Source organism: Cyanobacteria bacterium GSL.Bin1, from assembly GCA_009909085.1.
GTDB lineage: Bacteria > Cyanobacteriota > Cyanobacteriia > Cyanobacteriales > Rubidibacteraceae > Halothece.
The window spans coordinates 1-17,917 of record JAAANX010000058.1 but is presented as its reverse complement, the minus strand read 5'-3'; the positions used below and the strand labels follow the sequence as shown (position 1 = coordinate 17,917).

At 44.7% G+C, this 17,917-nt stretch carries 21 protein-coding genes; 10 read left to right on the top strand and 11 right to left on the bottom strand.

Features of this window, described 5'->3' with window-relative positions; all coding sequences use genetic code 11:
• Positions 1–2: 2 nt before the first annotated feature.
• The 4 genes from GVY04_06475 to GVY04_06460 form a co-directional block, all read right to left on the bottom strand.
• Complete coding sequence (locus GVY04_06475) at positions 3–356, bottom strand: hypothetical protein (GenBank protein ID NBD15792.1); 354 nt, start codon at positions 354–356, stop codon at positions 3–5.
• 64 nt (positions 357–420) lie between these two features.
• On the bottom strand, positions 421–879 hold the full coding sequence (locus GVY04_06470) for a hypothetical protein (protein NBD15791.1): 459 nt from the start codon (positions 877–879) through the stop codon (positions 421–423).
• 24 nt (positions 880–903) lie between these two features.
• Entirely contained in the window at positions 904–1,758 is an 855-nt protein-coding gene (gene ylqF / locus GVY04_06465) for a ribosome biogenesis GTPase YlqF (protein ID NBD15790.1), read from the bottom strand.
• A gap of 51 nt (positions 1,759–1,809) precedes the next feature.
• The gene (locus tag GVY04_06460) at positions 1,810–2,217 is read right to left on the bottom strand and encodes a universal stress protein (protein ID NBD15789.1); all 408 of its coding nucleotides are present in this window, start codon (positions 2,215–2,217) and stop codon (positions 1,810–1,812) included.
• A gap of 122 nt (positions 2,218–2,339) precedes the next feature.
• On the opposite strand from GVY04_06460, the gene panB reads away from it, so the two are divergent.
• Positions 2,340–3,116, top strand: coding sequence for a 3-methyl-2-oxobutanoate hydroxymethyltransferase (gene panB, locus GVY04_06455; protein ID NBD15788.1), 777 nt, complete (start codon positions 2,340–2,342; stop codon positions 3,114–3,116).
• Positions 3,113–3,694 (top strand): Sua5/YciO/YrdC/YwlC family protein, encoded by a 582-nt coding sequence (locus tag GVY04_06450; GenBank protein ID NBD15787.1) that lies wholly within the window; start codon positions 3,113–3,115, stop codon positions 3,692–3,694. The genes panB and GVY04_06450 overlap by 4 nt, the downstream gene beginning before the upstream one ends.
• A 52-nt stretch (positions 3,695–3,746) precedes the next feature.
• On the opposite strand, the gene GVY04_06445 is transcribed toward GVY04_06450, so the two are convergent.
• From GVY04_06445 to cysC, 3 genes are all read right to left on the bottom strand, one after another.
• Entirely contained in the window at positions 3,747–4,214 is a 468-nt protein-coding gene (locus GVY04_06445) for an HNH endonuclease (protein ID NBD15786.1), read from the bottom strand.
• Complete coding sequence (locus tag GVY04_06440; protein NBD15785.1) at positions 4,214–4,480, bottom strand: hypothetical protein; 267 nt, start codon at positions 4,478–4,480, stop codon at positions 4,214–4,216. Before GVY04_06440 ends, GVY04_06445 begins: the two co-directional genes overlap by 1 nt.
• Positions 4,481–4,688: 208 nt before the next feature.
• The gene (gene cysC / locus GVY04_06435) at positions 4,689–5,225 is read right to left on the bottom strand and encodes an adenylyl-sulfate kinase (GenBank protein ID NBD15784.1); all 537 of its coding nucleotides are present in this window, start codon (positions 5,223–5,225) and stop codon (positions 4,689–4,691) included.
• 308 nt (positions 5,226–5,533) lie between these two features.
• On the opposite strand from cysC, the gene GVY04_06430 reads away from it, so the two are divergent.
• Positions 5,534–6,535 carry a multicopper oxidase domain-containing protein gene (locus tag GVY04_06430; protein NBD15783.1) on the top strand — a complete coding sequence of 334 codons (1,002 nt, stop codon included), beginning with the start codon at positions 5,534–5,536 and terminating at the stop codon, positions 6,533–6,535.
• A gap of 60 nt (positions 6,536–6,595) precedes the next feature.
• Here the strand turns inward: GVY04_06430 and GVY04_06425 are convergent, their stop codons facing one another.
• Entirely contained in the window at positions 6,596–7,234 is a 639-nt protein-coding gene (locus GVY04_06425; protein ID NBD15782.1) for a DUF1361 domain-containing protein, read from the bottom strand.
• Positions 7,235–7,632: 398 nt separating this feature from the next.
• Between GVY04_06425 and hoxE the strand changes: the two genes are divergently transcribed.
• The 6 genes from hoxE to GVY04_06395 all read left to right on the top strand — a co-directional run bounded on the left by hoxE (position 7,633) and on the right by GVY04_06395 (position 14,993).
• Positions 7,633–8,148, top strand: coding sequence for a bidirectional hydrogenase complex protein HoxE (gene hoxE / locus GVY04_06420; protein ID NBD15781.1), 516 nt, complete (start codon positions 7,633–7,635; stop codon positions 8,146–8,148).
• 1 nt (position 8,149) lies between these two features.
• Positions 8,150–9,769, top strand: a complete 1,620-nt coding sequence (locus tag GVY04_06415; protein NBD15780.1) for an NADH-quinone oxidoreductase subunit L — start codon at positions 8,150–8,152, stop codon at positions 9,767–9,769.
• Positions 9,770–9,843: 74 nt separating this feature from the next.
• Positions 9,844–10,563, top strand: coding sequence for a bidirectional hydrogenase complex protein HoxU (gene hoxU / locus GVY04_06410; GenBank protein ID NBD15779.1), 720 nt, complete (start codon positions 9,844–9,846; stop codon positions 10,561–10,563).
• A complete protein-coding gene (locus tag GVY04_06405) occupies positions 10,551–11,099 on the top strand; it encodes an oxidoreductase (protein ID NBD15778.1) in 549 nt (182 codons plus the stop codon). Before hoxU ends, GVY04_06405 begins: the two co-directional genes overlap by 13 nt.
• Before the next feature lie 18 nt (positions 11,100–11,117).
• Complete coding sequence (locus GVY04_06400) at positions 11,118–12,545, top strand: Ni/Fe hydrogenase subunit alpha (protein ID NBD15777.1); 1,428 nt, start codon at positions 11,118–11,120, stop codon at positions 12,543–12,545.
• 273 nt (positions 12,546–12,818) lie between these two features.
• Complete coding sequence (locus tag GVY04_06395; protein ID NBD15776.1) at positions 12,819–14,993, top strand: glutamine synthetase type III; 2,175 nt, start codon at positions 12,819–12,821, stop codon at positions 14,991–14,993.
• Between the two features lie 184 nt (positions 14,994–15,177).
• Here the strand turns inward: GVY04_06395 and GVY04_06390 are convergent, their stop codons facing one another.
• Entirely contained in the window at positions 15,178–15,330 is a 153-nt protein-coding gene (locus GVY04_06390; protein ID NBD15775.1) for a hypothetical protein, read from the bottom strand.
• A gap of 131 nt (positions 15,331–15,461) precedes the next feature.
• On the opposite strand from GVY04_06390, the gene GVY04_06385 reads away from it, so the two are divergent.
• Complete coding sequence (locus GVY04_06385; protein NBD15774.1) at positions 15,462–16,130, top strand: hypothetical protein; 669 nt, start codon at positions 15,462–15,464, stop codon at positions 16,128–16,130.
• 207 nt (positions 16,131–16,337) lie between these two features.
• Here GVY04_06385 and GVY04_06380 read toward each other — a convergent pair whose 3' ends face one another.
• Together GVY04_06380 and yidD are read right to left on the bottom strand one after the other, a co-directional pair.
• Positions 16,338–17,363, bottom strand: a complete 1,026-nt coding sequence (locus GVY04_06380) for an ATP-binding cassette domain-containing protein (protein NBD15773.1) — start codon at positions 17,361–17,363, stop codon at positions 16,338–16,340.
• A 4-nt stretch (positions 17,364–17,367) separates the two neighbouring features.
• Positions 17,368–17,637 carry a membrane protein insertion efficiency factor YidD gene (gene yidD / locus GVY04_06375; GenBank protein ID NBD15772.1) on the bottom strand — a complete coding sequence of 90 codons (270 nt, stop codon included), beginning with the start codon at positions 17,635–17,637 and terminating at the stop codon, positions 17,368–17,370.
• Positions 17,638–17,917 lie beyond the last annotated feature (280 nt).

Here is a 17,917-nt window from a genome sequence, read left to right as displayed (position 1 = left end):
TTTTATCCCTGCTGTTCTAGATACTCAGTCACATCTTCAACCACGCGCGTCAGTTCGGCTTCTGTCGTGAGGCGGATTCGCTCATCTCGAACCGTTACTAAGACTTTAGCAGCAAAGGGTGTTGGATAGATATTGGGATTACAAAATACCTCTAAAAAAACGTCTCCGGTGTGGCGATATTCACTAGGAGGTTGCGGTCGGGGTTTATTGCCAGCATTGACAGCTTGCGTTGTCACCTTAAATTTTTCCATCAGTTCAGATAACGCTTGTTTCAATTCTTGTGCTGCTTCTGGGCTAAAATTAAATCGAATTGAACCTTGATCAAGATTAAGGGTTAATTGAGAAGAAGGTTGCATTTGTCGCTAATTATATTGGGTTTACTATCTAGATTTTAGAAGGTAGCATAGTTTCTTTTTATTTTCAATTCTTCTTCTTCCTTAAACCCTGATTGCTGGGGTTAGAAACTCGCAGCCCATCCCAACCACAATTACTACAGGAATAGCGACGAATGGGAACGATATAACTTAAAAAACGCTGGTATTGTTTGCGATGCCGTTTATGAATTCTAGACTGACAAACCGGACAAACTTGATGATGATTAGCCAGACGAATTAAGTGGTAACGTAGGCGTTTAATAACAAAATAAGCCCCTGCAATAATGATAATTGTCCCGAGAATAGTTGAGGGAGTAAATAACCATTCTAGAATTTTGAAAGTTCCTGAAAACAAGGCTTGGAAGGACGTGAATAAATTAGATTTTAATCGAACAGGTAGAATAAAATAAATAGCACCAATAATCAAAATAATGAGAGCAAGGATTTCAGGTAACCACTCTTGATTAATTCTCTTCAACCAAGTGTTTTTCTTCTCTTGAGACATATTGTTTAACCTCATCTTGAGGGCTTAAGTTGGTTTGGCTAATTGGTTTGGCGGAAGTTCTAAAGAAATAGTACCCATTAATCCTTTCCGGAAATCCTTAAGTAATTCTCGTGCGGTTCGTTCTTTATCGTTATTATGGCGTTGCTGAGCGAGCGTATATAGATAAGCAGAACCAGTTAAATTCTCTGGAGAGAGACCATACCGATTCGTCAGAATTTCAGTGTCATCTAATTCCTTTAAAAGTTGAACTAATTCTGCGGCAATATTTTGTAAATCATAGGCGGCTTCCCCAATATCATCGCAGATCGCAAGTTTGATCGCCGCAGCTTGATCTTCTAATTTTGGGGGAATCACGCCCGGGGCGTCTAAGAGGTCAATTTGTTGCGAAATGCGTACCCACTTCAGTTGCCGGGTTACCCCTGCTTTACGGGCGCTTTGGACCACTTTTCGCCCCACTAAACGGTTGATCAGTGCCGATTTGCCAACATTAGGAAAGCCCATTACAACGGCACGAACCGCGCGATCGCGCATTCCTCGATTGCGCCGTTTTTCATTCACCGCTTCTCCCGCTTTTTGGGCAGCTTTTAAAAGAGATTTAATCCCTTTCCCTTGTTGGGCGTCAGTTAAATAGGGAGAAAACCCCTGAGTTTGAAACCACGCCACCCACTCCGTATGGAGGGCTTGTGGGATCATATCCTGCCGATTAATCACCAACAGACGCGGTTTATTTCCCACCCATTGCGACACTTGCGGATGCTGAGAGGCAAGGGGAATCCTTGCATCCAGCACCTCTAGCACCACATCCACATTTTTTAACTGTTGTCTTAATTCCCGTTCTGCTTTGGCAATATGACCGGGATACCACTGAATTAATGTCATCTTTAAGCCCTCTGCCAGAGTTTCACTATAGCCGAAAGCATGGAGACTTGCTTAGGGGATGACTAATACCGGACAGGGCGAAAGGTTAATCACCCGATTACTTACACTATCGGAGGCTTCTTCTTCAATTAAACCGACCCCGCGACAGCCCATCACAATTAGGTCAGCATCGAGTTCGTCGGCAACATCGCAAATAATAAACGCCGGTCTCCCTTCTCTTTCAAGGGTTTCGGCGTTGATATTTTCCTCTGCGAATAACGATTTGACCCCTTCGAGGAGTTCGCTTACGGCACTTTCCGAGGTCATGTGTCGCTTATCTTCTTTTTCTTCTCCCTCCGCTTCGACAACGGAGAGTAAGACCAGACGACTGTTGTAGTTTTGAACCAAGTTTTTGACTGCTGCGACTGCTTCTTGGGTTTCTCGACTACGGTCGATGGAAAAGAGAATAGTTTTAAACATGGGATTTCAGCCTTGATTCATCAATGCTAGCTATGATTAAGCTAACATCAGAGTTGATCGTTAATTATTGATAATTGATAATTATTAATTATTTGTCGCCTCTCCATTGCTGAGCCTTTTTCATGGTAGTAACTACCGCACAACTTTTAAAGTGGAAACAACAACAACGCCCGATTACGGTTTTGACGGCATGGGATTACGCCTTTGCTCAAATTCTAGATGAGGTGGGGCTGGATATCCTCCTCGTGGGTGATTCTTTGGCGATGACCGCTTTGGGACATGAAACGACCCTTCCCCTCAGTTTAGACGCAATGTTGCATCATGCGGCAGCAGTGAAACGAGGGGTAAAACGGGCTTTGGTGGTTTGTGATCTGCCGTTTTTAACCTATCAAGAAAGTGAACAGCAAGCGATTCATACCGCAGGGCGGGTGTTAAAAGAAACCGGCGTCCAGGCAGTGAAGTTAGAAGGGGGCAATCGCGCGATCGCGCGGACGGTTGCGACCCTCACTCGCATTGGAATTCCGGTGATGGGCCACGTGGGGTTAACCCCCCAATCCGTTCATCGCCTGGGTTATCGCCAACAGGGTAAGACCCCCGAAGAAGCAGAACGCATTTACCAAGAAGCGATCAATCTGGCAGAAGCGGGGGTATTTGCGCTCATTCTGGAACATATCCCCAGTGAACTGGCGGCTAAAATTACCGCTACGCTGTCAATTCCGACGATTGGTATTGGCGCCGGGAAACACTGTAATGGACAAGTGTTAGTGACCTCGGACTTACTGGGGTTAACCCCAAAACAACCACCCTTTGCCAAAGCCTACGTTAACCTCCGAGAAATGATTATGGAAGCGGCAGAAAATTATATTGACGACGTTAAACATCAACACTTTCCCCAATGACGCTTGTTTCTTTTTCTGAATTGGTGACTGGTGCTAAAGACGGTCAGGTTGTCAGTTTTCCAACTGATACGGTTCCCGCTTTGGCAGTCCGACCGGATCGCGCCGCAGCCATTTTTCAGCTTAAACAACGAGAGGCTGCGAAACCGCTCATTTTAATGGGAGGATCTCCTGAACCGTTATGGTCTTATGTGGAAGGAACGCCAGAAGAGTTTGCGATTTGGGAAAAAACCGCCCAGCGGTATTTTCCCGGACAGTTAACCTTGGTTTTACCCAGTTCAGCCAACGTTCCACCCCAGGTCAATCCGCAAACACCAGATACCATTGGGATTCGGGTCCCTGATTGCGCGATCGCGCGACAAATTTTTGCCGCAACAGGCGTTCTTGCTACAACTAGTGCCAACCGTTCCGGAGAACCCCCACTAACGACCCCCGAAGCGATTGATCAAGCTTTTCCTGAGGTGCTCGTTCTGGCTGAGACGCCACCCATTGTCAGTAGCGGTCTTCCTTCCACCGTTGCCAAATGGACGGGCCAGGCTTGGGACATTCTCCGCCAAGGCGCCATTCAACTGGGAAATTAATTGCTTCTTGAGTCGCCGTGTTGTTCCTTTTTCCTATCGTCTAAGGGACTAATCACTTTGACGGCGACTTCCCGTCATCGGAATTAATTCTTTTCTTAGCTTCTGGAGAAGGATATTGATTGACGTAGATAAGGAGTTGTCTTTCTAAGATTCGATCCTGATCATTCAACTTGAGTATTCTAACTGTCACCTCGCCAAGATTAGTTAAAGGCTCAATCCGGGCATATCGAAGAAAAAAATGGTCAGACCATTTGTCTGTTCTGGGATTAAAGAATCTTGTCAGCTCACCTGATTGGCGACTAATGGAACCTAAATCTGTTCCTTTATTCAAATTACAATATAAGCAAGCATAGGCTAAGTTTTCAGCACTCGTGTTACCCCCATGCTTGATACTGATAATGTGGTCAAATTGATGACTCGTAGAACGAACTGTTTCTGAGATTAGACAATATTCACAAAGATAATCTGCTCTTCTTGCCACTAGATTTCGTAATTCCAGAGAAAGATAATAACGAGACATTAATCCTGAGACTCTGATGACTGAATATATTGGTAAGCCTTAGCCTTAGCCAGCGTGATTAGATGATCAATAAATAATACTTCCTCTAGTTCCTTTTGCTCATCCTCTGTGATGTTTCCGGTTTTGGAAGCAATCACCAAATTTTCTATTCTTTCTTGTGTTTCTTCTGAAAATTGAAATTGAGTCATTTCTTCAGGAGTAGTTCCTTTGGCAATAAACTCAATAAATTCATTAGAGATTTTTTTGATTTTGATTGATGCTTTCATTTTCAATCTTTCCCCGGCGCGTAGTTCTATACTAAGGAGTGCGCGGGCAGAGAGAGCCCTATCGCGCCATCCCCTAATCTCTATTGTGATTCGATAGCTAAAGCTTCGGTTCCTTTCTCATTCTTGCACGATCGCGATCGCGAAAAATAAAGCAATTGACTGATTTGAAAGGGGCGAATCGGCATTCACCCCTTTCTTTTAAAACTAATTAATAAGAAATATAACCCAGTGCTTCGAGTTTTCCTAATACTTTCCCGACACTTTCTTCTAAAGCTTCTAAATCAGTCCGACATTCGACTTCGGGATTATTTGGCGGTTCATAAGGGTCATCAATGCCAGTAAATTTTTCGATTTCTCCGGCGCGTGCTTTTTTGTATAAGCCTTTGACATCTCGCTCTTCGCAAACATTTAAAGGGGCATTGACAAAGATTTCAACAAAATCCCCAATTTGTTGACGGACTTCTTCTCTAATTTCTCGATAGGGGGAAATTGCCGATACGATAACAATCACCCCATTCCGGGTGAGCAGATGAGACACAAAGCCAATGCGACGGATATTGGTATCCCGGTCTTCTTTACTAAATCCTAAACCCTTGGTAAGGTTTTGCCGGACAATATCGCCATCTAAGACTTCTAGCTTTTCACAATTGCGCGATCGCAGCTCTTGTTCTAAAGCTCTGGTAATTGTTGTTTTACCGGCACCACTTAAACCCGTTAACCAAATGGTTACTCCACGATGTTTCATGAATGAACGTTCTCACTTATTTATTGAAGATTCAATCTGTCATCATACTTGAGAAAAGCAAACTTGGGTTAAATCTAGAAGAAACTTTTTTCTTTAAGTAGTAATACCATCTCTCAGATTGGAAGTGACAGTCCCAGTGCTTCCATTCTCTGTGTTCTCTGTGACTCTGTGGTTCAATTTGTAGCAATCGTTTTCAGAAATAGTATAACCCCATCATCCCCACTCAAGGGATGAACAATAAAATTGATGCGACTAACATCAAGATTGCCTACACTAGGATTACTGAAAGTAATTATTAATAAGCTGTAATGAATTTTGTCAATCCGAATCCGGGTCAGCCACTCTGGAAACGTCGCCAATTCCTAAAATGGGGAGCAGCAGGAATTGGCGTTTTAGGAACCAATCTCTTGTTTAACCCCATTGCTCAAAGTAAAAGTAAACCGATTATTCCTCCTCCACCAAAAGATACCCCAATGCAGGGGAATGGCATCAATCCTTTTCGCTTTCTCCGAGAATTCGATTACGGAACTGTCAAACAAGAAAATGGGCGCACTGTTCGCGAATTTTATCTGGAAGCCACATCCGGCATTATTGAACTGAATACCGTGGTTTCCTTTCGCACTTGGACTTATAATGATCGCGTGCCCGGTCCTACTTTAAGAGCGAAAACCGGCGATCGCGTGCGAGTCATCTTTAATAACCAAGCCGGGCGTTTTCACACCGTCCATTTCCACGGAATTCACCCCGCCTCCGAAGATGGGATCCGTTCCGTTCGCCACGATGAACAAGTGGTCTATGAGTTTGATGCTCAACCCTACGGCGTTCACCTCTATCACTGTCACGTCGAACCCGTCACTCGTCACATTGGGAAAGGACTGTACGGGATGTTTATTATCGATCCCCCAGAACCGCGTCCGCAAGCCGATGAAATGGTTCTGATTATGGGGGCTTACGATACCAATGCAGATGAGGAAAATGAATTCTATGCTTTTAATGGCCTCCCGAACTACTACGATGACTATCCGATTCCCATCCAAAAAGACCAATTGATTCGGGTTTATCTGTTGAACATGATGGAATTTGCCTCTGCAGCCACCTTTCATCTCCATGCCAATATGTTTCAGTTATATCGAACGGGTTCTACTCTTACCCCTCATGAAGTCGCAGATGCGGTAACCATGGGTCCTTCAGAACGCCATATTCTAGAATTCTCCTATCAGTATCCCGGAAAATATATGTTTCATCCCCATCAAGACTGGATTGCCGAACGGGGATGTATGGGGTATTTCCAAGTGGTTGACAAAGCTTAATTAATGTGTCGTCTAAATTACTATCGATAGGCAGTCAATCGGCTCATTCGTCAATTGCAACTATTTTTGGGCATCGAGCTTGTATAATAACATCTTAATTCGTAATAAAGTTCCTAGACTAATTTGTTTCGTTAACCAATAGAGAATAATTAAAATAATCCAAGTTATTAAAATAACCAACAATGGTTTTTTATCAGTTAAATCGTTGATTGTTGAAGTAATTAAAATGTCTGGCTGGGTTACTAAATCCCAACTATTAAAGCGACGAAATCGTCCTAAAAAAATCCCAATGGCACATAGACCATGAGTGATTAACTCACTCGGAACAATAAATTTTCTCCACCCTTGTTGTTTCAGATAGTGACCTTGATTAATCAAAGAAATAACATAAGCTTCCCATCCAACCAAGATCGCTGAGACGTGTAGCGGAATAAAAACTAAAGTAGTAATCCAAATCGAATAGTTGGCTCGGATCGCTTCAATGAGATGAATGATATCAGTGAGTAAATAAGGAGCATTCGGTAAAAAAGCAATATAAACGACTAAAATCAACCACCAAAGCAGCGATCGTTTGTTACTCCTCCTCAGAAACAACCATAAACTAAGGACTAAAGGAATAAACGCCAAAAATAGATTCCAGACAATCCAACCACTATATTTATTAAATTCATCAAATGTATTAGCGAGTATTGATTCCATGACCTGAAAAATTTAAGTTCACCTAAAATTATTTATTGTTTTGCTTAATTTTACGAGATATTTTCAAATTTTAATATTGAGTTAACATCTTATAATAAATATTATTAGTTTAATATAATTTATATCACTTTAATAAAAATATATCAATTCACGAGAGCCCAACCCAAGCGAGTTTCCTGCAACTTTTCCCGTTAAGATTTGATGCACTGGGATGAATTTTATTCCCCAGTTAATTTTTAATAGTAGATGTGAAGTCATGCCCAGCGATTTGGAACCAGACTTCAGCAACGTATAAAACTTGTCAAAGCAGACTCGCGATCGCGCTCGTTACAGGTTATCAGCTCAGTTTTTCCTGTAGAAAGCTTAAAAGGTCGCCTGATCCGCTTTCTTCACCAATCATGAAAACTGCGAGCCAAGAAACTGAAACAAAGCAACCTCAAAAGCAGCCAGACAAGCGCTTCCGTGTTCTGGATGTGACAATGAAGCGCTCTCAATATCAACAAGATTCCCTAATTGAGGTTCTACACAAAGCCCAAGAAGCATTTGGTTATTTAGAAGAAGATGTCCTCGCCTATGTTGCCAAACACCTGAAACTCCCCCTGAGTCGGGTTTATGGTGTCGCCACTTTCTACCATCTTTTCATGCTGAAGCCCGGTGGCGCTCATACTTGTGTCGTTTGTATGGGGACAGCGTGTTATGTCAAAGGCAGCGACAAAATCTTATCCAATCTTGAAAAAGAATTCCAAATTACTGCCGGAGAAACCACTGCAGATGGTCAAGTCTCTTTAGTAACGGCGCGCTGTATTGGGGCTTGTGGAATTGCGCCTGCCATCGTTTTTGATGGCACGGTTGCCGGTCAACAAAACTCCGAGAGTGTCAGCAAAAAGTTACACCAATGGCAAGAGGAGAAATAATATGGAATGGGCAGAATTACAAGAGTGGGCTGACCAAGCACGACAAAAAAGAAAAAACATTCGGGTTTATTGTTGTACCTCGACGGGGTGTCAGGCTTCCAATTCCCCGGCGGTCAAAAAAGCAATGGACAAAGCAGTGAAAGAAGCCAACTTAGGCACTGAAGTACAAGTCGTGAGTGTGGGTTGTATGGGCTTTTGCGGTCAGGGTCCAATTGTAGAAGTGGAAAATAGTCAAGATCCTAACCACTACCGACTTTATGAACAAGTGACTCCCGAACAAGCCCCGTCGATTATTAAAGGACTACAAGGGGAAATTGTCACCGCAACCCCCGGTAATCCTAATCATCCATTCTTTGCTCATCAACTGCAAATTGTTCGAGAACATAGTGGCCAAATTGATCCAGAAAGTATTGAAGAGTATCTTGCGGTTGGGGGCTATCAGGGTTTACACCATAGCCTCTTTGAAATGTCTCCAGAAGAAGTGGTGCAAGAAATTACTCGCTCTGGGTTGCGCGGTCGCGGGGGAGCGGGTTTTCCCACGGGGCTGAAATGGTCAACCGTAGCAAAAATGCCCCCTGGACAAAAATATGTCATTTGTAACGCGGATGAAGGGGATCCCGGTGCATTTATGGACCGGAGTGTGCTCGAAAGCGACCCCCATCGAATTATAGAAGGAATGGCGATCGCGGGCTATGCGGTGGGGGCAGACCACGGTTATATTTATGTTCGCGCTGAGTATCCTTTAGCCATTTCTCGTCTGGAAAAAGCGATTAAGCAGGCCAAACGCAACAATGTCCTCGGCACGCAAATTTTTGGTTCAGCCATTAACTTTTCGGTCGAAATCCGCGTAGGGGCGGGTGCATTTGTCTGTGGGGAAGAAACGGCTCTCATTGCCTCAGTTTCTGGTGGACGCGGGGTTCCTCGTCCACGCCCTCCTTATCCTGCTGTGGTTGGACTCTATGGCAAACCCACCTTAATTAACAACGTGGAAACCCTTGGTAATATTGCCCCCATTATCACTAAAGGCGCGGACTGGTATGCCAGCATTGGCACCGGTAAGAGTAAAGGCACAAAGATTTTCTCCCTCACGGGAAACGTTATCTATAACGGTTTAATTGAAGTGCCGATGGGCATCACCCTGCGAGAAATTGTTGAGGAAATGGGCGGAGGCGTTCCCAATGGCGGTCAAGTGAAGGCAGTGCAAACGGGTGGTCCCTCTGGCGGTTGTATTCCTGCCGACCAATTAGATATTTCTGTAGATTACGAATCTCTCTCCGCAGCCGGTTCGATGATGGGATCCGGGGGCATGGTCGTCATGGATCAAGACACCAGTATGGTGGGGGTTGCCAAGTATTACATGGAATTTTGTCAAGAAGAGAGCTGTGGCAAGTGTATTCCTTGTCGGGCGGGAACCGTACAAATGTACGATCTGCTCAAAAAATTACTTGCTGAAGAAGCCACTGCAGCTGATTTAGCGCAACTGCAAGAACTCTGCGACATGGTAAAAGCAACCAGTTTGTGTGGTTTGGGGCAAACGTCGCCTAATCCCGTCTTGAGTACCTTGCGCTATTTTGAGTCTGAGTATCAAGATTTGCTACAGCCGGCGATGAGTAAAGTATAAAGTCAGAGATTACGCCTCTTGGAACAGAAGGGGCTGGCTTTGACCGTTGGTCAGTTTAGAGAGGAGAACACAGAATGGCAGTAACAACACTGACAATTGATGAGGTTGATGTCGCCGTAGAAGCGGGGTCAACGATTTTACAGGCTTCGCAAGAAGCAGAAATCCGGATTCCGGTATTATGCCACCTAGAAGGGGTTTCTGACGTGGGTGCGTGTCGCCTCTGTTTGGTGGAAGTGGAAGGGATTAATAAATTGCTTCCCGCTTGTGTAACCGAAGTGAGTGAAGAGATGAAAGTCCACACCAACACCCCCCGTTTACAAGAATATCGGAAGATGATCGTGGAAATGCTATTTGCGGAGGGGAATCATGTTTGTGCGATTTGTGTGGCAAATGAGAACTGTGAGTTACAGGATTTAGCCGTTGAGGTGGGAATGGATCATACCCGCTTTAGCTATCGTTTCCCCACTGACCGAGATGTGGATGTCTCTCACGAACGCTTTGGCATAGATCGCAATCGTTGTGTGTTATGTACACGCTGTGTGCGCGTTTGCGATGAAATTGAAGGGGCGCACGTTTGGGATGTTGCCGAACGAGGGGAAGTGTGTAAAGTTGTCACGGGCTTAAATCAACCTTGGGGCGAAGTGGATGCTTGTACCGCTTGCGGCAAGTGTGTGGATGCTTGCCCAACCGGGGCAATTTTCCGGAAAGGGGTAACCGTTGCCGAAATGGAGCGCGATCGCGCCAAATTAGAATTTTTAGTGACCGCACGGGAGAAAAAAGAATGGACAAGATAAAATTTGCAACGATTTGGCTAGCTGGGTGTTCCGGTTGTCATATGTCATTTTTAGATTTAGATGAATGGCTGATTGAACTCGCCCAACACGTCGATGTCGTTTATTCCCCAGTCGGATCAGATTATAAAGACTACCCCGATGGCGTTGATGTTTGCCTTGTGGAAGGGGCTGTTGCTAATGAGGACAACCTGGAACTGATTCGAGAAGTGCGGGACAAAACAAAACTGCTAGTTTCTTTTGGCGATTGTGCGGTTACAGCGAATGTTCCGGCGATGCGAAACTTGCAAGGGAAAACCGATGACACCCTGCAACGATGCTACTTAGAACTGGGCGATGACTCGCGGCAACTCCCTCACGCCCCCGGAATTGTCCCAGAATTGCTAGATCGAGTGCGTCCCGTCCATGAAGTGGTGAGTGTTGATTTGTTTTTACCCGGGTGTCCCCCTTCCGCGGAGCGCATTCAGAACGCGATCGCGCCGTTGCTGGAAGCGAAAAATCCAGACATGACTGGACGAGAAATGCTCAAATTTGGTTGATATTTAGAGAGAAGAACAATGGCAAAAACAGTAACAATTGATCCGGTCACTCGCATCGAAGGTCACGCCAAAATCTCTGTCTATCTCAATGACGAGGGAAATGTGGATGATGCTCGCTTCCATGTGGTTGAGTTTCGAGGGTTTGAGAAATTCTGCGAAGGTCGCCCCATGTTTGAAATGGCAGGCATTACCGCTCGCATTTGCGGGATTTGCCCGGTCAGTCATCTCCTCGCTTCGGCTAAAACCGGGGATAAAATTCTTGCCGTGCAGATTCCCCCAGCAGGAGAAAAATTACGACGGTTGATGAACTTGGGACAAATTACCCAGTCTCATGCCCTCAGTTTCTTTCATCTCAGTAGCCCTGATTTTCTCCTTGGCTTTGACAGTGACCCCCAAGCGCGCAATATTTTCGGCTTAATCCAGTCGGATCCCGAATTAGCGCGGGCTGGGATTCGCTTGCGACAATTTGGACAAAAAATTATTGAGTTGCTCGGCGCCCGGAAAATTCACGCGGCCTGGGCAGTTCCGGGTGGGGTGCGTTCGCCGCTATCAGAAGAAGCCCGCGATTGGATTATAGAGCGGCTTCCCGAAGCGCGAGCAACTACAGAACAGGCGCTGGGACTATTTAAACGGCTGTTGGATCAATTTGCCACCGAAGCCGATGTATTTGGGAAATTTCCCTCCCTATTTATGGGGTTAGTTGCCCCGGATGGCACTTGGGAACATTATGACGGTCACATTCGCTTTATGGATAGTGAGGGCAACATTATCGCGGATCGACTCAGTGAGGACAATTACACTGACTTTATTGGTGAAGCCATCGAGCCTTGGTCCTATCTCAAATTTCCCTACTATAAACCAATGGGCTACCCAGATGGCATGTATCGGGTGGGACCTTTAGCGCGTTTGAATATTTGTGAGCGATTTGGCACCATCGCCGCAGACCGTGAGTTAGAAGAATTTCGCAGTCGCGCTGGGGCAAGAGTTGCTACCTCCTCTTTCTTTTACCACTACGCCCGGTTAGTAGAAATTTTAGGCGCGATCGACCGCATTGAACAACTCATGTACGATCATGATTTAATGTCGCCTCGGGTACGTGCTGAAGCGGGTATTAATTCCTTAGAAGGCATTGGTGTCAGTGAAGCCCCCCGAGGAACCCTCTTTCACCATTACAACGTCAATGAAAACGGTCTCATTGAGAAGGTGAATTTGATTATTGCCACGGGACAAAATAACCTAGCCATGAACCGTACCGTTACCCAGATTGCCCAACATTATATTCACGGGAATGAAATTTCCGAGGGAATGCTCAACCGTGTGGAAGCTGGCATTCGTGCCTTTGATCCCTGCTTAAGTTGTTCCACTCATGCTATCGGACAAATGCCTTTGCATATTCAACTGTTTGATCGCGATCGCGCGCTGCTTGATGAAGTGTATCGTGATTAATCTGCAAATCTTGGTTGGAATAGTTAGCAACTGTCTTTTTTCTAAAGTCTAAGTCGTTGATCACGGCTTAGATTTATCTTTTTTTCGCCTGTTGTAAGTGCTCGCCAATCGCAAGCACCAAAGTCATACTTCCTAGTCAAAGATTACCCTTAAGTACAAAACTTTAAGATTTAAATCAAAATCATGAAAATTTGGTATAAAAATTACCCATTTTGGTAGAGGTACTTAATATAAGATTGAGCAGTCAACGCCTGATAGAGTAATAAAAAATTTATGAGTGGAAATGCTGGCCGAGTACAAGCCATTAATCACATCACCAATCGCGATGCTATACCAACTCAACCTCCAGAGCGTTTGGAGGATATTTGGGCAGAAAACGTATTTGACCTGAATAAAATGCAGGCCAGTCTTCCCAAGGCAGTCTTTAAATCGATTAAAAAGACAATTGTTACTGGTGAAAAGCTTGACTCCTCGGTTGCAGATGCCGTTGCCACTGCCATGCGAGACTGGGCAATGTCAAAAGGGGCCCTTTACTACGCCCATGTTTTTTACCCCATGACTAATTTGACCGCAGAAAAACATGACGGTTTCATTTCTGTGCAAGGTGACGGCAAAGTGATTTCCGAATTTTCCGGCAAAGTGTTGGTACAGGGTGAACCAGATGGCTCTTCTTTCCCCAATGGGGGGATTCGCGACACCTTTGAAGCACGAGGCTATACCGGATGGGATGTAACTAGCCCAGCCTACATCATGGAAACGGAGAATGGGTCAACCCTTTGTATTCCCACTGTATTTGTTTCTTGGACTGGGGAAGCATTAGATAAAAAAGTTCCCCTCTTACGTTCTATTGCAGCAATGGATAAAGCAGCTCGTAAGGTTTTAACCCTCCTGGGCAATGAAGAAGTTGCACCAGTTAATTCGAGCTGTGGCGCAGAACAAGAGTATTTTCTCGTGGATGCCAATTTTGCTAGTCAGCGTCCCGATCTTTTATTAGCCGGACGAACCCTTTTTGGCAAAGCTCCAGCCAAAGGTCAAGAATTTGATGATCATTACTTTGGTGCGATTCCCGAGCGGATACAGATTTTTATGCAGGAAGTGGAATCGACGCTCTACAAGCTGGGGATTCCGGCGAAAACTCGCCATAACGAGGTCGCACCGGGTCAATTTGAAATTGCCCCATTTTTTGAAGCCGCTAATGTTGCCAGCGATCACCAGCAACTAATCATGACGGTTCTCAAGCAAACTGCCAAAAAGCACGGTTTTATCTGTCTGCTTCATGAGAAACCTTTTGCTGGGATTAATGGTTCGGGCAAGCACGTGAATTGGTCAGTTGGGAATGCCACTCAAGGCAATCTCCTCGATCCCGGCGACTCGCCCCATGAAAATGCTCAGTTCCTGTTATTCTGCGCCGCTGTCATTCGAGGAGTTCATAAATATGGACCGCTGATGCGCGCAGCGATCGCGACAGCGAGTAATGACCATCGTTTAGGCGCGAACGAAGCCCCACCGGCAATTATGTCTGTTTATTTAGGGACACAACTCGAAGAAGTATTTGAGCAGATCAAAACGGGAACTGTTTCTGAGTCTAAGCAGAAAGGTGTATTGGATATTGGCGTTGATGTGGTGCCACAATTGACTCAAGATGCTGGCGATCGCAACCGCACTTCACCGTTTGCGTTTACAGGCAACCGCTTTGAATTTCGAGCTGTGGGTTCTAATCAGTCTGTTTCCGGTCCCTTAATTGTTTTGAATACAATGCTTGCTGATTCCCTAGACTGGATCGGCAATCGACTGGAAAATGAACTGGCAAAAGACACCGAAATGAATACTGCCATTATTACGGTCTTGAAAGATGTCATGGAACAGCATAGTGCCGTCATCTTTGGGGGGAATGGCTACTCAGAAGAATGGCACAAAATGGCAGTGGAAGAGCGAGGATTAGTGAACTTACCCACTAGCGCCGATGCGCTACCTGTTTTGAAGGAAGAAGCAATTGAAGATTTGTTTAAGAAAACCGGTGTCCTGACGCCTGTTGAGTTAGAAAGTCGCTTTGAAGTCTATGCCGAACAGTACATCCTCTCCATTGAAGTGGAAGCGAAACTAATGGTTAACATGGCAAAAACCATGATTTATCCGGCGGCAATGGAGTATTTATCCCAACTCTCGAACACACTTAACAATCTTGCCCATTTCAGTATCGCTTTAGAACAGGATCATATCCAGAAAATTGCCAATTTGACTAATTCTTTAGTATCAGAAATCACTTGTCTCAGTGATGCTTTAGCGAAAAATCATGCTGCAAACACAGAAGAAAAGATGCGCTACTGTGCTAGTACTTTGTTGCCAATCATGAGAGAACTACGCGAGAAGGCTGATGCTTTGGAAGGTGAAGTTGCCGATAGTCTCTGGCCCCTCCCCACTTATCAGGAAATGTTATTTATTAAGTAGAGTCTGCTGAAAAAGTCACTTGGCGGGTTGAAGTGAGGGAATAAGGAATAGGCAACAGAGTGATCTCTCGTTATCTTTTTACGTTAACGGGAGATTTTTGGCGACCACTTTTTATTCCAGGTTGCGTACCCCAACTATTACATCAACAGAGGGATTAAGTCTCTTGCATGATCTTTACTAATACTCATCCCTCCTTCCAAAATACTTCCTTTAAGTTAAATAGCGCGCGATCGCGATTTGCTCTAAATAGGGCTTCATAAAGATCGTGATTGGCTCGCTGTTCAATGTAGGTGGGGTTATCAACGGCAAGGCTGCTGCCAACCTGGTAGTCAAACATTCAGTATTGCTATCAAAGAATCTAATCCAATCCTAGATCGGAACTTCGGACAAGGTGAGAAAACTAGCTTTAGGCATTTTCACTGACTGGATCGACGAGTATTAGCGAAAGTATGTTTCTGAGGCAGTCTCATGAGTAAAATAAAAATTATGGCTGGAATTATAGGGAGCGGACTATTATTAATAATTTTGTTGGGGCTATTTTTCATCAATCTACCAACAGTAGATGCCGATAGCCACACTGTCGAGTCTGTCGAGATTTCACAAGGAGAACAGGACAAGGCAGAATTTTCAACTTCAGGAGGCACAATGCGAAAAGAAATTGTAGATTCGGGAACCTTAAATAGCCGCTCAGCAATGACTGGCGAGTTAGATATTGTCAACATGGCAACCGTTCAACTCACTTCCGAGGATTCAGCACATCCCATTGAGAATGCGTTCAACCAGGAGCACGGCAAGGGAGCCAGTTATTGGGCTGCAGCTGCCTCGGGGCCTCAAACCATTACTCTCGTCTTCGATCAGCCCCAAGCGATTCGGAAAATCCAACTCGAAATCGAGGAAGTCGAAGCGAGTCGCACTCAAATGCTTCAAGTTTCAGTCTCTCACAATAGAGGTCAAAGTTTTGAGAAAGTGCTCCAGCAAGATTATACGTTTAGCCCACCAGGAACAACATTTCAACAGGAAGACTGGACAGTCGATCTTGAACCAATCACCCATTTTCGTCTGAAGATCATCCCCGATCAAGATCATAATCTAGCGGTTGCCAAATTAAGTTCATTAATCTTATCTTCAGGAAATTAACAACCATTGGTAACAACTTAAGGAAAGTGGAAAAAAGTCAAGAGCCATCGAAAATCGTGTGAAACTCAATCTAAATTAATGATTGAGTGATTGAGTTTCGCTATGAGTAAGACCCAAAAAGTTAACCGAGACCACACCAAAAAATGCAACGCCCCATGGTCGAAGATGAGGTCATTGCCAATCACGCTCGTTGCCCTTAGTAAAGCATTAAAAGCTGCATCTATCGGAGCTAAGACTGTCAACTGTTCTGTTCGTTAATCCTCCCTGACGGAACAAACGCCCAATAATTTCTTCAATCGGCGGATCACTAACCTTTAAATCAATCACATCTAATTGCATTAAAAGTTTTGCCGTCGTTTGGGTTAAATCCTCCCGACGGATAATAAAACGCGCTTCTCGCCCTTCAATTCCTTCGAGTTCACCATATTGGACTAGCTTTTCTTCCGGTAAAGGTTCAGAAAACTCGACGACTACTTCTCGATACGGTGCAAATTTTTCCACTAATTCGTCCAAACCGCCATCATAAAAGAGGCGTCCTTGGTGCATCAACATAACACGCTCACATAACGCTGTAATATCTGCCATGTAGTGACTCGTCAAAATGATGGTGGCTTGCTGACGTTGATTATATTCCCGTAAAAAGTCTCTCACTGCCGCTTGGGCATTAATATCTAACCCTAACGTCGGTTCATCCAGGAATAAAACTTGTGGATGATGGAGTAATGCAGCGAGTAACTCGGCTTTCATCCGTTCCCCAAGGGATAATTTCCGCATCGGTTTACTGAGTTTTCCTTCTAGATCCAACATTTCACTGAACTCGCCGACGCGCTGGCGAAAGTCAACATCAGAAATTTGATAAACGGCTGCATTAATCTTTAAAGAGTCAATCGCAGGTAAATCCCAGAGTAATTGCTGCTTTTGCCCCATTACCAAACTCATTTGCTTGAGAAAAGCGTGCTGGCGACGAAACGGTTGATAACCGGCGACTCGTACCCGCCCTGTGGAGGGATGAATTAACCCAGTCAACATTTTCAGGGTTGTTGTTTTCCCCGCGCCATTTGCCCCCAAAAAACCGACGATTTCTCCAGGTTCAACATAAAACGTGACATCTTTTACCGCATTAACATAGCGATAATTGCGCTTAAAAAAGTGATTCCATGCGCCTTTCCAGCCTGGTTCTTTAATCGCAACGGGGTAAACTTTACTCAGATGTTCAACAACGATGACTGACATTAATTTATGATTTGTGATTTGCTATTTCCTTCCCTTGCTGATCGATTTCCCCTTCTTTTTTCATAGGAACGGGGTCATAACCGCCCGGATGGAAGGGATGACAGCGCAAAATGCGTTTCACTGCTAACCAACTGCCTTGAATAATGCCAAATCGCTCCACTGCTTCAATTGCATATTGAGAACAGGTCGGTTGGAAACGACAACTGGGGGGAAAGAGTGGAGAAATCAAAGCCCGATAAAGGTGAATGATGGCAATAAGAGCTCTTTTGAGCATACACAGTTTTCTGTACATAACCTTACTCTTAAGGTATAACAAGAAACAGTAATCAGTGACTAGTGAGTTCAGGGGAAGGAATGAGTTTCGGGAAAAAGTAAAGATTCAAGGGAAGTTTAACATTTGTGATGCTGGTTATACCGACTATTGGACAGAAAATGAGCTATGGGCGACAGCCCCGCGTTCTGTTGCGTAGCAACGAACGTCGGGAAGGATAGCCCGTGACTCGTAGCAAAGCGGAGAGGCACAATCTATGTTATACTCATAAATGTCCGAATAT